The sequence below is a fragment of the Promicromonospora thailandica genome, from assembly GCF_024171955.1.
Lineage (GTDB): Bacteria > Actinomycetota > Actinomycetes > Actinomycetales > Cellulomonadaceae > Promicromonospora > Promicromonospora thailandica.
This window is the reverse complement of record NZ_JAMTCS010000005.1, coordinates 196136-209417: the sequence shown is the minus strand read 5'-3', so window position 1 is coordinate 209417 and position 13282 is coordinate 196136. Positions and strand designations below refer to the sequence as shown.

16 protein-coding genes are annotated in these 13282 nt (G+C 71.8%); 9 read left to right on the top strand and 7 right to left on the bottom strand.

Annotated elements, in window-relative coordinates; all coding sequences use genetic code 11:
- Window positions 1–40: 40 nt before the first annotated feature.
- Window positions 41–433 (bottom strand): ester cyclase, encoded by a 393-nt coding sequence (locus tag APR03_RS09775; RefSeq protein WP_253835167.1) that lies wholly within the window; start codon window positions 431–433, stop codon window positions 41–43.
- Between the two features lie 194 nt (window positions 434–627).
- On the opposite strand from APR03_RS09775, the gene APR03_RS09770 reads away from it, so the two are divergent.
- Window positions 628–1233, top strand: coding sequence for a TetR/AcrR family transcriptional regulator (locus tag APR03_RS09770; protein WP_253835165.1), 606 nt, complete (start codon window positions 628–630; stop codon window positions 1231–1233).
- On the opposite strand, the gene APR03_RS09765 is transcribed toward APR03_RS09770, so the two are convergent.
- From APR03_RS09765 to APR03_RS09755, 3 genes are read right to left on the bottom strand one after another with little or no spacing between them, the layout of a single operon-like run.
- Entirely contained in the window at window positions 1130–1660 is a 531-nt protein-coding gene (locus tag APR03_RS09765; protein WP_308216481.1) for a GNAT family N-acetyltransferase, read from the bottom strand. The genes APR03_RS09770 and APR03_RS09765 overlap by 104 nt on opposite strands.
- Window positions 1661–1688: 28 nt before the next feature.
- Complete coding sequence (locus tag APR03_RS09760) at window positions 1689–2162, bottom strand: hypothetical protein (protein WP_253835163.1); 474 nt, start codon at window positions 2160–2162, stop codon at window positions 1689–1691.
- Window positions 2163–2204: 42 nt separating this feature from the next.
- The gene (locus APR03_RS09755) at window positions 2205–2627 is read right to left on the bottom strand and encodes a hypothetical protein (RefSeq protein ID WP_253835162.1); all 423 of its coding nucleotides are present in this window, start codon (window positions 2625–2627) and stop codon (window positions 2205–2207) included.
- On the opposite strand from APR03_RS09755, the gene APR03_RS09750 reads away from it, so the two are divergent.
- Together APR03_RS09750 and APR03_RS09745 are read left to right on the top strand one after the other, a co-directional pair.
- Window positions 2626–3039: a DUF4259 domain-containing protein gene (locus APR03_RS09750; RefSeq protein ID WP_253835160.1), complete on the top strand. Its 414-nt coding sequence runs from the start codon at window positions 2626–2628 to the stop codon at window positions 3037–3039. The genes APR03_RS09755 and APR03_RS09750 overlap by 2 nt on opposite strands.
- On the top strand, window positions 2954–3520 hold the full coding sequence (locus tag APR03_RS09745; RefSeq protein ID WP_308216480.1) for an MFS transporter: 567 nt from the start codon (window positions 2954–2956) through the stop codon (window positions 3518–3520). The genes APR03_RS09750 and APR03_RS09745 overlap by 86 nt, the downstream gene beginning before the upstream one ends.
- A gap of 30 nt (window positions 3521–3550) precedes the next feature.
- Here APR03_RS09745 and APR03_RS09740 read toward each other — a convergent pair whose 3' ends face one another.
- Window positions 3551–4723, bottom strand: coding sequence for a PQQ-dependent sugar dehydrogenase (locus tag APR03_RS09740; protein WP_253835157.1), 1173 nt, complete (start codon window positions 4721–4723; stop codon window positions 3551–3553).
- Between the two features lie 165 nt (window positions 4724–4888).
- Between APR03_RS09740 and APR03_RS09735 the strand changes: the two genes are divergently transcribed.
- Window positions 4889–5425, top strand: coding sequence for a TetR/AcrR family transcriptional regulator (locus APR03_RS09735; RefSeq protein ID WP_253835155.1), 537 nt, complete (start codon window positions 4889–4891; stop codon window positions 5423–5425).
- A 12-nt stretch (window positions 5426–5437) separates the two neighbouring features.
- On the opposite strand, the gene APR03_RS09730 is transcribed toward APR03_RS09735, so the two are convergent.
- A complete protein-coding gene (locus tag APR03_RS09730; RefSeq protein ID WP_253835153.1) occupies window positions 5438–6010 on the bottom strand; it encodes a TetR/AcrR family transcriptional regulator in 573 nt (190 codons plus the stop codon).
- Window positions 6011–6068: 58 nt separating this feature from the next.
- On the opposite strand from APR03_RS09730, the gene APR03_RS09725 reads away from it, so the two are divergent.
- Window positions 6069–6893, top strand: coding sequence for an SDR family NAD(P)-dependent oxidoreductase (locus APR03_RS09725; RefSeq protein WP_253835151.1), 825 nt, complete (start codon window positions 6069–6071; stop codon window positions 6891–6893).
- A 178-nt stretch (window positions 6894–7071) separates the two neighbouring features.
- Here APR03_RS09725 and APR03_RS09720 read toward each other — a convergent pair whose 3' ends face one another.
- Window positions 7072–8322: an ROK family protein gene (locus APR03_RS09720; RefSeq protein ID WP_253835149.1), complete on the bottom strand. Its 1251-nt coding sequence runs from the start codon at window positions 8320–8322 to the stop codon at window positions 7072–7074.
- 108 nt (window positions 8323–8430) lie between these two features.
- On the opposite strand from APR03_RS09720, the gene APR03_RS09715 reads away from it, so the two are divergent.
- Genes APR03_RS09715 through APR03_RS09700 form a run of 4 tightly spaced genes read left to right on the top strand, consistent with a single transcriptional unit; the run spans window position 8431 to window position 13270 of the window.
- Window positions 8431–9705: an ABC transporter substrate-binding protein gene (locus APR03_RS09715; protein WP_253835147.1), complete on the top strand. Its 1275-nt coding sequence runs from the start codon at window positions 8431–8433 to the stop codon at window positions 9703–9705.
- Between the two features lie 50 nt (window positions 9706–9755).
- The gene (locus APR03_RS09710; RefSeq protein ID WP_253835145.1) at window positions 9756–10694 is read left to right on the top strand and encodes a carbohydrate ABC transporter permease; all 939 of its coding nucleotides are present in this window, start codon (window positions 9756–9758) and stop codon (window positions 10692–10694) included.
- Window positions 10694–11515: a carbohydrate ABC transporter permease gene (locus APR03_RS09705; RefSeq protein WP_253835143.1), complete on the top strand. Its 822-nt coding sequence runs from the start codon at window positions 10694–10696 to the stop codon at window positions 11513–11515. The genes APR03_RS09710 and APR03_RS09705 overlap by 1 nt, the downstream gene beginning before the upstream one ends.
- A 60-nt stretch (window positions 11516–11575) precedes the next feature.
- Entirely contained in the window at window positions 11576–13270 is a 1695-nt protein-coding gene (locus APR03_RS09700; RefSeq protein WP_253835141.1) for a glycoside hydrolase family 13 protein, read from the top strand.
- Window positions 13271–13282 lie beyond the last annotated feature (12 nt).

Genomic DNA, 13282 nt, shown 5'->3' with positions numbered 1-13282 from the left:
GGGGTTCCTGTCGCTGGAGGTGTGTTCCGCGGAGATCAGGTCATCCGGCGAGCTGCCGCCGCAGCACCTCGGCGTCGTGCAGGGCCGACATGGTGCTGAAGCGGCCGTCGCGCACCTGGTAGATGGCGTACTCGACGATCTCGAACGAGGCCCCGGTGGGGGTGACGCCGAGCCACTCCTGGACGGGCGTACCCGTGTTGATCAGGCGCGCGCCGATCCGGTCGCCGTCGAAGGCGATCTCCTGCAGCTCCCAGTGGAAGTCGGGCACGGCCTGTGCGTCGCCGGTCAGGACGGCGACCACGTCGTCCCTGGTGCCGGGCACGCTGTTCAGGATGACCTCGTCGTTGATGAACTCGTCCATCCGGTCGAACTGGTGGGCGTTGAGCGCTCCGATGTAGCGCTCGTAGAACGCGCGCAGGTCGATGTCAGGCATGGGTGTCCTTTCGTAGTGCCACCCGTGTGGGCAGCGTCTTGTCTCGTGGGTCCGGCCTCTGCTTGCCATGCCGGTGACCACGACACAGGCGTTCAACGCCAGCATCCGACTTTTATTCCGGTCGGTACGTAAGTGGACGGTGCGGCACGGGCGGGCTCTGTGAGCACATCTGTACCGACGTGTACGATAGTCGGATGGCTGCTGTACGTAGTGGCGTCATGGGGCGCCCGCGGGAGTTCGACATCGACGTTGCCCTGGACCGCGCCCTGCGAGTGTTCTGGGAGCGCGGATACGAGGGGTCGAGTCTCACGGACCTCACCGGGGCCATGGGAATCACCAAGACGAGCATGTACGCGGCGTTCGGCAACAAGGAACAGCTGTTCCGAAAGGCCCTGGATCTCTACTCCTCCGGGCCCGCGTCCTACGCGTCGAAAGCATTGACCGAGCCGACCGCACGGGCGGTGGTCGAGGCGTGGCTGCATGGTGCCGCGCGCGCCACGACTCTTCCCGACAGCCCGCACGGGTGCCTCGGGGTCCAGGCGGCGCTCGCATCCGGTGACGGCGGCCGGGGCGCGCGCGATGTGCTCGTGGCCTGGCGGCAGGCGGGCGGCAGGATGCTGGAGGAGCGGTTCCGGCGGGCCGTCGACGAGGGGGACCTGCCGGGCGACGCAGACCCCGGCCGGCTCTCTCGGTATGTCATGTCCGTGGCGTTCGGCATCGCTGTCCAGGCGGCCACCGGTGTCGACCGTGAACAGCTCGACGAAGTGGCCGAGATGGCGCTTCAGGCCTGGTATCCGTAACAGTGCGCGGACCGGTCAGGTCGCCGGTCGCCTCCGTCTCGGCGCGTCCGGCGGGAGCGGCGCAGCGCGCCGCCTCGGGTCGATCTGGGGGGCTGAGGCCCACGGAGGGTGGAGGCGTCTGCGCGACTTTTGTCTCGACGTCGTACCGGATGGTGCCGTACCTGAGCTTCTCCTGCTCGATACCTTCAGCCTGAAATCCTGCCCTGGTCGCGACTCGGCAGGACGCCGGGTTGTTCACCCGGTGCCCGAGCTCAAGTCGGTACAGCCCGCTGGCGAAGGCCCAGCTGGAGACCGCGGCGAGCGCGCCCGCCGCATATCTCTTTCCGCGTGCCTCGGGCGACAGCCAGTAGTACATCCACGCGGTCCCGTGCCGAAGCTCGACCGCAGACGCACCGACGTTGTCCTGACCGGTCCACGGTCGAAGCACGATGGTCACGCACCGATCCTGCCGCACCTCACGGGGGCTCACCGTCGCGAAGCATCACCTGAACCTCGTCCCGCCACTCCGAAGCGGACTGCGGAGGCGGGAGCTCGACGCCGGCGAGACCGGCGACCGCCTGGAACTCGTTCCGCAGCTCGACGATCAGCTCGGCGCCCCGAACCGCGACGTCGGGGTCGTCGAGGGGATCGTCGAGCGAGAGCCCGAGAACCAGATCGCCCTCCTCGGTGAGTGTCACGACAGCTCCGTAGTGGGTTCGCGCACGGAGGTAGACGGAGAACGCTGGCGACGCGTCGGGGTCCCGGTGCAGGTCCGCAAGTGCTTCGAGGTCGTCGGTGGTCGGACGCTCGTCGACCAGTGCACGCACCAACGAGTCCAAGCGCGGATCGCCGGGGTTCTCGGAGTCGACGTAGTGATCGATGAAGGTGGCGAGCACGGACGGCCGGTCGGTGGTCCGAACCCACACGTAGACGTCGAGGCAGGGCGGCACACCACGAACGCTAGCGTCCAGCGGTGTTCGATGCCCCGGTGGTCATGCGGAGGTCGCGATGAACTCCTCGACGTCCTTGACCACGGCCTCGTAGACCTCCTCGACGTCGTTGAACACGGGGGTGAACGTGTAGACCTCGTCGTCGATCAGGTAGCCGACGTCCACCCAGCCACCGGTCCAGACCACCGTCTGGAGCACGTAGTCCGACCCGTGCTCCTGGACGGTGAACCCCAGGGACTCCGGCACCTGAACGGTCGAGCGGTCCGGGGTGATCGCCTGCGGCCAGGCTGACGCTTCGTCGCGCCAGGTCAGCCGGCTCACGGTGGCTCGGTGCTTCCAGCCGTCCATTGTCGGCTGCAGACGGTCGGCAAGGACGTCGAGGTCGATGCGGTGCTCCACAGTCGCATGATGCCCGTTCGCGCCCCGCACCCGGAGGCCGGTGGTCACGCCTATGGTCTGCGGCATGGGTGCATGGGGAACTGGCTTGTTCGAGAACGACTCCGCGCTGGACCTGCTCGACGACATCGTCCTCGACCGTTTCGAGCTCGACGACCTCCGCAGAGGCCTTGAGGAGGTAGAGATCAGTCATGAGGTCGGCTGCGGCGTCCTGACGCTGATCGAGCTCACGCTGGCCGGTCACGGGCTGCGGGAGATGCCCGTGACCGATGGCATGACCCGTGAGCTGATCCACCGGACCATCGACGGCGCCCGTGCGGCATGGCTGCTGGACCAGACCGACAAGGTCCTGAGACCCGGTTCCGAGGAGTACGACCTGTGGCACGAGGCCGGGCCTGAGATCTTCCGCGAGTGGCTGGGTCACGCGAACGCCGCGGTCGCGGACCTACGACAGCTCCGGCAGCATCTCATCGGCCCCTGACCGTCCTGGTCAGGTTCGGCACCTGGCGGCCGCCGACGCCGCGATGCGCACCGCCGGATTCGTCGTGCTCGCCGTGGTGATGCGCCTGGTGGGTGGCGCGCTGTCCGACCGGCTCGGCCCGGTGAACGTGTCCGTCTGGTGCTTCACGGCGGTCACGCTGCTCGCCGCCGTCGTCGCGTTCCAGCCGGGCCTCGTGCCCGTGGGCACCCTGGCGTTCCTCGGCCTGGCGGCGGCGCTCGGTGCGTCGTCCGGCGCCACGTTCGCACTGGTGGCGAAGCTCGCGCCCGCCCACACCGTGGGTGCGGTGACCGGCGTCGTCGGCGCGGCCGGCGGGCTCGGCGGGTTCGTGCCGCCGCTGATCATGGGCGCGGTGTACCAGTTCAACGGCGACTACGGCGTGGGCTTCGCGCTGCTGGCCGCGACCGCCCTCGCGACGCTGCTGTTCACGCTCGGTCCGGTTCGGAGGGGTGCACGGGGATGACCACAACCCGGCTCACCTGCACAGATACCCTCACGTCCCCGGTTCGGACACCTCCACCCGCAGGATCCGGTCGTCACCCGGCCGCGGCTCGGTGCCACCCCAGGTCGCACGGTCCGTGTTCGACGTGACGAGCCAGAGCGCGCCGTCCGGCGCCACCTCGACGGTCCGGATGCGACCGTACGTGCCGCTGAGGTGCTCGATCGGGTCCGCGGTGGCGGTGTCGCCGTCGACCGGGAGCTGCCAGAGCCGTTGCCCGCCGAGGGCGCCGATCCACAGCGAGCCCGCGGCGTAGGCCATGCCGGACGGGCTCGCGTCGTCGGGGTGGATCGTGGCGATCGGTGGCTCGCCCGTGTCGCCCGCGATGCCCTCGGTCTCGGGCCAGCCGTAGTCCCGGCCGGGGCGGAGCACGTTGACCTCGTCCCACGTGCGGTGGCCGAGCTCCGAGGCGTAGGCCGTGCCGTCCGGACCGAAGGCGAGGCCCTGTACGTTGCGGTGCCCGCTCGACCAGATCGGTGATTCCCCGGGGTTGTCGGGCGGTACCGAGCCGTCGGTCGCGATGCGCAGGATCTTGCCGTTGAGGGAGTCGTCGTCGGCGGCGTTCTCGGGGTCGAAGGCGTCGCCGGTCCCGATCCAGAGGTGCCCGTCCGGGCCGACGGCGAGGCGTCCGCCGTGGTGCCGGTCGGCGGTGCCGATGCCGTCGAGCAGCACGCGGTCGACCGTGAGGGAGGTGAAGTCGTCGGCCACCGTGAGCGCGACGATCCGGTTCTCGTCCGCCCCGGACACCGAGGCGTAGACGGTGCGGTCCCGCGTGAAGCCGGGGGAGGCGGCGATGCCGAGCAGCCCGCCCTCCGAGGTGACGTCCACGTCCGGGACCACGCCGACCTCCCGGACGTCGCCGCCGTCGGCCGGCACGCGCAGGATGCGCCCGCTGATCCGTTCCGCGACGAGCGCCGTCCCGTCAGGCAGGAACGTCAGGCCCCAGGGGGCCTCCAGGCCCGTGGTCAGCTCGGTCGGTTCGCCCAGGGTCGCGGCGGGGGACGCGTCGTTGGTCGCGGCGTCGGGTATGGCGGCCGACGGCGTCGTCGGTCCGCCGGGCGCGGCGGTGCACGCGGCGAGGGTCGGTCCGAGGGTCAGGCCGATGGCGAGGCAGGCGGCCGCCGCAGGAGCGCGGACCGGCCGGCGGGTGGGGGGTGGCGTGGACATGAGCGGCTCCTTGCTACGATGTGAACAACTTGTACATTAACGAGGATCGGCGAAATGTACAAGAGGTTCATATGAGGGTTTGAAGAGGGAGTGGCGATGACGGAACAGTCCGCAGGTGCCCGACGAGGCCGAGGTCGCAGGCCGGCTGCCGAGGTGCGCTCGGCGGTGCTCACCGCGACCGGGCGGCTGCTCCTGGAGGAGGGGCTGCCCGCGGTGACGTTCGACCGGGTGGCCCGTGAGGCGGGGTCGAGCAAGGTCACGCTGTACAAGTGGTGGCCCTCGCCGGGTGCGCTCGCCGCCGAGGCGTACTTCGCCCGGAGCGCGCGGGTGCTCACGTTCCCGGACACCGGAGACCTGCGCGCCGACCTCGTCACCCAGCTGACGGCCTTCGTGCGCCTGATGACCCACGAGGGTGCGGCGGCTCCGGTGTCACAGCTGGTCGGCGCCGCGCAGACCGACCCGCACGTCGCCCGAGCCTGGGCCGAGGGGTACGCCCAGCCGCGGCGTGAGCTGGCCCGCGAGCGGCTCCGCGCGGCGCAGAGGCAGGGGCAGCTGCGTGCCGACGCCGACCTCGACATCGTCGTCGACCACCTCTGGGGCGCCTGCTACCACCGCCTGCTCGTGCTGCGGGTGCCGTTCGACGAAGCCCTCGTCCCGCGCCTGGTCGACCAGGCGCTCCGCGGTGCGGCGCCCCAGGGTTGAGGCGCTCCGCGGTCAGCCGCGGAGCGCGGTGACGGCCTCGTCGTAGACCGCCTCCATGTCCGCCGTGCCCTCGGACTCGACCCAGACGTCCGAGGCGATGTCGACGCACGCCAGCACGCCGGCGACGACGGCGGCGGCGCGCACCGTCACGTCCCCCTCGGTGATCCGCTCGGCGACCAGGGGGGTCAGGACCTCGCTCCAGTACTGGCGCTTCTCGACCTTGCGCGCCCGCAGCGACGGCGTGTCCCGCATCATCCGTGAGAGCGCCAGGTCCGAGCGCACGTCGGTGAACGTCTCGCTGCGGGAGTCCAGCATCGCCGCGCGCAGGGCGGTCCAGGGATCCTCGTCCGCCGGCCGCGCCTCCAGCGCCCGGGCCACCGCGTCGGCGCGCGCGTTGAGGTCGCCCAGCACCACGTCCTCCTTGGTGCCGAAATAGCGGAAGAACGACCGCCGCGAGATGCCGGCGCTCTGCGCGATCTGGTCGACCGTGGTCGCCTCGAAACCCTGCTCGACGAAGAGCGTGCGGGCGGTCTCGGTGATCTCCTCGCGCAGCGCGGCGCGCTGCCGGTCCCATGCTGTGGCCACCGGCCTATCCTACGATGCCTACTTGGCACCAGGTGTCAGGTAGGCATACAGTGTCGATATGGCTATCGACTACTCGACCCAGACCGTCCTGCTCACCGGAGCCAGCTCCGGCATCGGCCGGGCCCTCGCCACCGAGCTCGCCGCACGTGGCGCCGACCTCGTGCTCGTCGCCCGGCGCGCCGACCGCCTGGAGGCGCTCGCGGCCGAGCTGCGCACCCGGCACCGGACCGCAGTGACCGTCGTCCCGTTCGACCTCTCCGGCGCCCGCGTCGGGGCGGACCTGAAGGCCGCCGTCGACGGGCACGGCGTGGTGGTGACGAGCCTCGTCAACAACGCGGGCTTCGGCACCTGGGGCCGGTTCCGCGACGAGGACCCGGAGCGCCTCGCCCGCGAGATCGCCGTCGACGTCTCGGCGCCCGTGCAGATCGCGCACGCTTTCCTGCCCGACCTGCTCGCGGCCGGGAACGGCTTCCTGATCAACGTGGCCAGCATGGCGGCGTACGCGCCGAGCCCCCGCATGGCCGTCTACAGCGCGACCAAGGCGTTCGTGCTGCACTTCACCGAGGCGCTCTGGGCGGAGCTGCGGCACACCGGCCTGACCGTGTTCGCCCTGTCGCCGGGGGCCACCAGCACGGAGTTCAACGACGTCGTCGGCACCGAGGAGGCGACCGCCGGGGCGCGCAAGCGCACCCCCGAGGACGTCGTCGCGACGGCCCTCGCCCACCTCGACGCCCGCGACCCGGGCCCGAGCGTCGTCGACGGCAGCAGGAACCGTGCGGCCGCCGCGCTGTCGCGCCTCCTGAGCCGCCGCACCGCCGTCACCCTGATGGACCGGATCACCGACCCGGCCCGCCGCGCGCCGTCGGCGGCGCTCGCCGGCTGACGGTTGCACCGGGGCGGTTCGGGCGCGGCGGGCGCCACGAGACACCTTCTCCCGAAGATGTTGCGGTGTGTAGACCGCGTCTACCGAGCGCAACGCGTTCGGGCATACCGATCGCCCGCGACGCGACACGACCGGAGCGCGACACGCCGCCAACTCGCACACCGATGGCCTGTCCCGCTCAGGCCCGGGTGGCTGCCTCGCGGGCGAGCTCGAAGTCGAAGGGGTTCGCGCGGACGACGGCCAGGGCCCGCCGCACGGCGCCGACGTGCACGGCGTCCGAACCCAGGCCGGACGCCACGATCGCGGGCACCGGCGGGTGGATGTAGGAGGGCAGCCGCTCGGTCGCCCGCTCGACCACCGGGCCGAGCGCGGGGGACAGGGCCCCGCCCACCACGATCCGCTCGACGTCGAGCAGCGAGGCGATGACGGCGCAGACGCGTGCCAGCCGGTCGGCGAGCCGGTCGACGATGCGCAGCGCGACGGCGTCGCCCTCCTGGGCCGCGGCGAACACGTCGGCGGCGTCGAGCGTGGCCGGGTCGTGCGCGCGCAGCGGCGACCCGGCGGGGAGGTCGCCGGCGTCGGCCGCGTGCCGCACCAGCTCACGGGCCACGTGGGCCAAGCCGTCCGCGGACCCGACGCCGTCGACGAGGTCGAGCAGGCGCATCTCGCCGGCCCCGCCGTGGTGCCCCCGCAGCAGCGTGCCGTCGACGATGAGGCCGGCGCCGAACCGCTCGCCCGAGAGCAGGGTCGCGAACGACGACAGGCCGGAACCCGCCCCGATGGTCCACTCCGCGACGGCGGCCAGGTTGGCGTCGTTCTCGACCGTGACGGACTGGCCGACGTCGGCGAACTGCTCGGCGAGCTCGGGGTTCATCCGCGCCCAGAACCGCCGCTGGTTGCCGGGCGGGGAGGCGCCGTGCGCGTCGGTCGGCGCGGGGACACCCAGCACCACGGCCAGCACCGGCCCGGCGGGGGCACCGGCCGGGCCGGCCGCTCCGCCGCCGTCCGCCACCGCCTCCTCGATCGCCCGGCGGATGGTGCGCACCCGGGTCGCGGGGGAGGCGTCGGCCGTGAGCTCCCGGACGGCGCGGCCCAGGACGGCGCCGCGCAGGTCGGCCACCGAGGCGGTCACGTGGTGCTGCCCGGCGTCGACCCCGACGACGCGGCCGGAGCGCGGGTCGAACGCGTAGCGGCGCGCCGGCCGGCCCATGCGGTACTCGCCGGCGGCCCGTGCGTCGTCGAGCTCGCTGACCCAGCCGCGCCCGACGAGCTCGTCGCACAGAGCGAGCACCGTCGAGCGCGTCAGGCCGGTGTCGGCGATGACGTCGCTGGCGGTGAACGTCGGCCGGTCCCAGACGAGCCGGAGCACGGCCGCCGCGTTGGTGTGCCGCAGCAGCCGCGCGGAGCTGGCCACGGGGTAGGAGTCCACCCCTTGACTCTAACGTGCGCGACGTACATGATCGGGAAAGTAAATCTAGTCCCTAGATTTAAGTCCCGCGCCAGTGCCGGCGCGGGGCGGGAACAAGGAGACGATCACGTGCCCGCACGTACCCCTTCACCGCCGAAGGGTCTGAGCCGCCGGTCCTTCCTCGGGGCCGGTCTGGTCGGCGCCGGCCTCGCGCTGACCGGCTGCGGCTCGCTCGGACGCCCGGCCGAGGTGTCCTTCTACCAGTCCAAGCCCGAGGTCATCGGGTACTTCGACGAGCTGCTGGCCCGGTTCCGGGACGAGCGTCCGGGCGTGCGGGTCAGCCACGACGTCACGTCCGACCTCTCGGCCGGCTTCGCCCGCGGCGCGCCGCCCGACCTCGGGTGCTCCAACTACAACTTCGAGATCGCCCGGTTCGTGGACCACGGCGCCCTGAGCGACCTGGGCGACATGCCGGAAGCGGGCCGTATCAACCCCGACCTGCTGCCGCTCGTCGAGCTCACCGCCTCCTACCCGGGCCGCACCAGCGTGCTGCCGTACTCGCTGATGGCCGCCGGCGTGCTCTACAACCGGGCGACCTTCGCGGAGCACGGCCTGGAGGCGCCGACCACCTGGTCGGAGCTCGTCGAGGTGTGCGACGCGCTGACCGCCGCCGGCGTGACGCCGATCTACGGCACGTTCGCCGAACCGTGGACCATCGGGCAGGGGATCCTCGACTACACGGTCGGCGGGCTCGTCGACGTCACCGCCTTCTTCGAGGCGCTCCAGGAGCAGGGCGCGGACACCGGCCCCGGCTCGCCGGTCTCGTTCGAGAAGGACTTCCGCGAGCCCGTCGAGCGCATGCTCACGCTCGTCGGCTACACCAACGCCGACGCCGCGGGCCGCGGGTACGGCGACGGCAACCTGGCGTTCGCGCGGGGCGAGGCCGCCATGTACCTCCAGGGCCCGTGGGCACTGACGGAGATCGCCAAGACCTCGCCCGACCTCGACGTCGGCATCTTCCCGCTGCCCATGACCGACGACCCGGCCGACCGGAAGGTGCGCGTCAACGTCGACCTGGCGCTGTGGGTGCCGGACGTGTCGCCCCGCCAGGACGGCGCCCGCGAGCTCGTGTCCTTCCTCATGCGGCCCGAGATCATCGACGCCTACAACGCCGACAACCTCGGCTTCGGCGTCACGACGGACGCACCGCCCGTCACGCACCCCGCGCTGGTCGAGCTGCAGGAGTACTACGACGGCGCCCGGTTCTACCTCGGCCCGTCGCAGCTCGTGCCGGAGTCCATCCCCGTGCACAACTACGCCCAGGCGATCGTGACCGGCGCCGACCCTGGCGAGGTGCTGCGCACCCTCGACGCCGACTGGGCCCGCCTGGCCCGCCGTTCCTGACCCCCCGACCAGCATCCCCCGACCAGCATCCCCGACCAGCGAGGACTGTCATGGCGATCCAAGCCACCGCACCCGCCCCGGACCGCGACGCCGCGGGACCTGGCCCGGGCGCCCCGGCACGCCGCGCCCCGCGACGCCGCGTCGACGCGACCTACTACCTGTTCCTGCTGCCCGCCGTCGCCCTGTTCACGCTGGCGATCACCGTCCCGGCGGTGATGGGCGTGGTGTACAGCTTCACCGACTCCATCGGCTTCGGCGACACCCGGTTCATCGGGCTGACCAACTACGCGGTCCTGTTCTCCGACCCGGCGATCCTCGGCTCCTACGGGTTCACCGTCGGGTTCGCGCTGGTCACCGTCGTCGTGGTGAACGTCGTGGCGTTCCTGCTCGCGATCGGGCTGGCCTCCCGGATCCCGGCCCGGGCCGCGCTGCGCACGGTGTTCGTGCTGCCGATGGTGGTCTCGGGCATCGTGATCGCGTTCGTCTTCAACTTCCTGTTCTCCAGCTCGCTGCCGCGCCTGGCGTCGGCCCTCGGCATCGAGGCGCTGGAGACGAGCGTGCTGGCGAACGCCGACCTGGCCTGGACCGCGATCGTCCTGGTCACGGCCTGGCAGGCGATCCCGTCGGCCCTGCTCGTCTACACCGCGGGCATCGTGTCCATCCCGGGCGAGGTGTACGAGGCCGCGAGCATCGACGGCGCCTCCGGCTGGCGCAGGCTGCGCAGCATCACGCTGCCGCTGCTGGCCGGGTACGTGCTGATCAACCTCGTCATCGGCTTCAAGAACTTCCTCAACGCCTACGACGTGATCGTGGGCCTCACCGACGGCGGGCCGGGCACGGCCACCCGCAGCGTCGCGATGACGATCTTCGCCGGCTTCTCCGGCGGTGACTACGCCTACCAGATGGCGAACGCCACCATCTTCTTCCTCATCGCGCTGGCGCTGGCGCTCGTGCAGCTGCGCCTCACGCGCGGAAAGGTGGCCGTCTGATGACCCGCCGCATCAACGTCCCCGTCACCGCCGCGCTGCTCGCGTGCACGCTGGCGGTGCTCGTGCCGCTCTACGTCACGGTCACGATGGCGTTCAAGACCACCACGCAGTCCGTGGACGGCAACGCGTTCTCCCTGCCCGCGCCGTTCAGCCTGGACGGCCTCGCCGAGGCGTGGCGCCTGACGGGCTTCCCGCGCGCGTTCACGGTGTCGCTGCTGGTCACGCTGGTCTCGGTGGTCGGCACCATCCTGCTGAGCTCCGCGGCGTCCTACGCCATCGCCCGCAACTGGGACCGGCGGCTGTTCCGGTGGTCGTTCTTCTACCTGCTCGGCGCGATGTTCCTGCCGTTCCCGGTGCTCGCGCTCTCGCAGGTGCGGCTCACGGGGCTCGCGGGCCTCGACAACCCGGCGGGCGTGGCGATCCTGCACGTGATGTTCCAGCTCTCGTTCAGCACCCTGCTGTACACGGCGTTCCTGCGCTCGGTGCCGGCCGAGCTCGAGGAGAGCGCCCGCCTTGACGGCGCCACCACGTGGCAGACGTTCTGGCGGCTGGTGTTCCCGCTGCTCGCGCCGATGAGCGCGACCGTCGGCATCTTCGCGTTCCTCGCGTCGTGGAACGACTTCATGATGCCGTCCCTCATCACGGCCGACCCGGCGCTGCAGACCCTGCCCGTGGTGCAGAAGATCTTCCAGAGCCAGTTCAGCAGCAACTACAACGTCGCCTTCGGGTCCTACCTGATGGCGATGGCTCCCGCGATCGTCGTCTACCTGTTCACGCAGCGCTGGGTGATGTCCGGGGTCACCCAGGGCGCCGTCAAGTAACCCGCACACCACCGAACCGAGCAGCACCGAGCAGCAACGAACAAGGAGATCGATCCGCACATGACCGAAGTGATGGAGACCCGCCTCACCCCGGACCCGACCGCCGGTGACGCCGCCACCTGGTGGCGGCAGGCCGCCGTCTACCAGATCTACCCGCGCGCGTTCGCCGACGCGAACGGCGACGGTCTCGGCGACCTGCCGGGCATCACCGCGCGCGTCCCGTACCTGCGCAGCCTCGGCGTCGACGCGGTCTGGCTCAGCCCGTTCTACCCGTCCGCGCTCGCCGACGGCGGGTACGACGTCGACGACTACCGCGACGTGGACCCGCGCCTGGGCACGCTCGAGGACTTCGACGCCCTCGTCGCCGCGCTGCACGACGCGGGGATCAAGCTCATCGTGGACCTCGTGCCGAACCACACCTCGGACCGGCACGTCTGGTTCCAGGAGGCGCTCGCGGCGCCGAAGGGCTCGCCCGCGCGCGACCGCTACATCTTCCGGGACGGCAAGGGGCCGGACGGCGCCGAGCCGCCCGCGGACTGGCCCTCGACGTTCGGCGGCCCGGCCTGGGAGCCGGTGGGCGACGGCCAGTGGTACATGCACCACTTCGCCGTGCAGCAGCCCGACCTGAACTGGAAGAACCCCGAGGTGCGCGCTGACTTCCTGCGCACGCTGCGGTTCTGGTCGGACCGCGGCGTGGACGGGTTCCGCGTGGACGTGGCGCACGGCCTGGCCAAGGACCTCGGCGACGAGCTGCCCAGCCAGGCGGAGCTCGACGCCCTGCCCTGGGACGGCAACCATCCGCTGTGGGACCGCGACGAGGTGCACGAGATCTACGCCGAGTGGCGCGGGGTGTTCAACTCCTACGACCCGCCTCGCACCGCCGTCGCGGAGGCGTGGGTGGCCGCCGACCGCCGGGCCCGCTACGCCAGCTCGGCCGGCCTGGGCCAGGCGTTCAACTTCGACCTGCTCGAGGCCGACTTCGACGCGGCGCAGTTCCGCGAGATCATCACGTTCAACCTGGAGCTGGCCGCGGCGTCCGGTTCGTCCACCACGTGGGTCTTCTCGAACCACGACGTGGTGCGGCACGCGACGCGCTACGGCCTGCCGCCGCGCCGCACGGGCACCGACGGCGAGAAGCCGCGCGAGAAGCAGGGCAAGCGCTGGCTGCTGTCGGGCGGTACCGAGCCGGAGCTGCAGCGCGAGCTGGGCCTGCGCCGCGCCCGCGCGGCGACGCTGCTGGAGCTGGCGTTGCCGGGCTCGTCGTACCTCTACCAGGGCGAGGAGCTGGGGTTGCACGAGGTGCCCGACCTGCCGGACGAGGCGCGGCAGGACCCGACCTTCTTCCGCAGCCCGGGTGTCGACGTCGGCCGCGACGGCTGCCGCGTGCCGCTGCCGTGGACCCGCGAGGGGGCCTCGTTCGGCTTCGGTCCCGGTTCCGGTCCCGCGGACCTGCCGCAGCCGGACTGGTTCGGCGAGCTCGCGGTCGAGGTCCAGGAGGACGACGCCGCGTCGACCCTCACCCTGTACCGCCGGGCCCTGGGGCTGCGCCGCGAGCTGCAGACCGAGGAGGAGCTGACCTGGGTCGAGACCGGCCACGCGGACGTGCTGGCCTTCCGCCGGCCGAACGGCTGGCTGAGCGTCACCAACTTCGGCGACGCCGCCGTCGACCTGCCCGACGGCGAGGTGCTGCTGGCCAGCGCGCCGCTCGAGAACGGTCGTCTCCCGGGCGCGACGACGGCCTGGCTGCGCGCCTGACGGGTCCCCGGC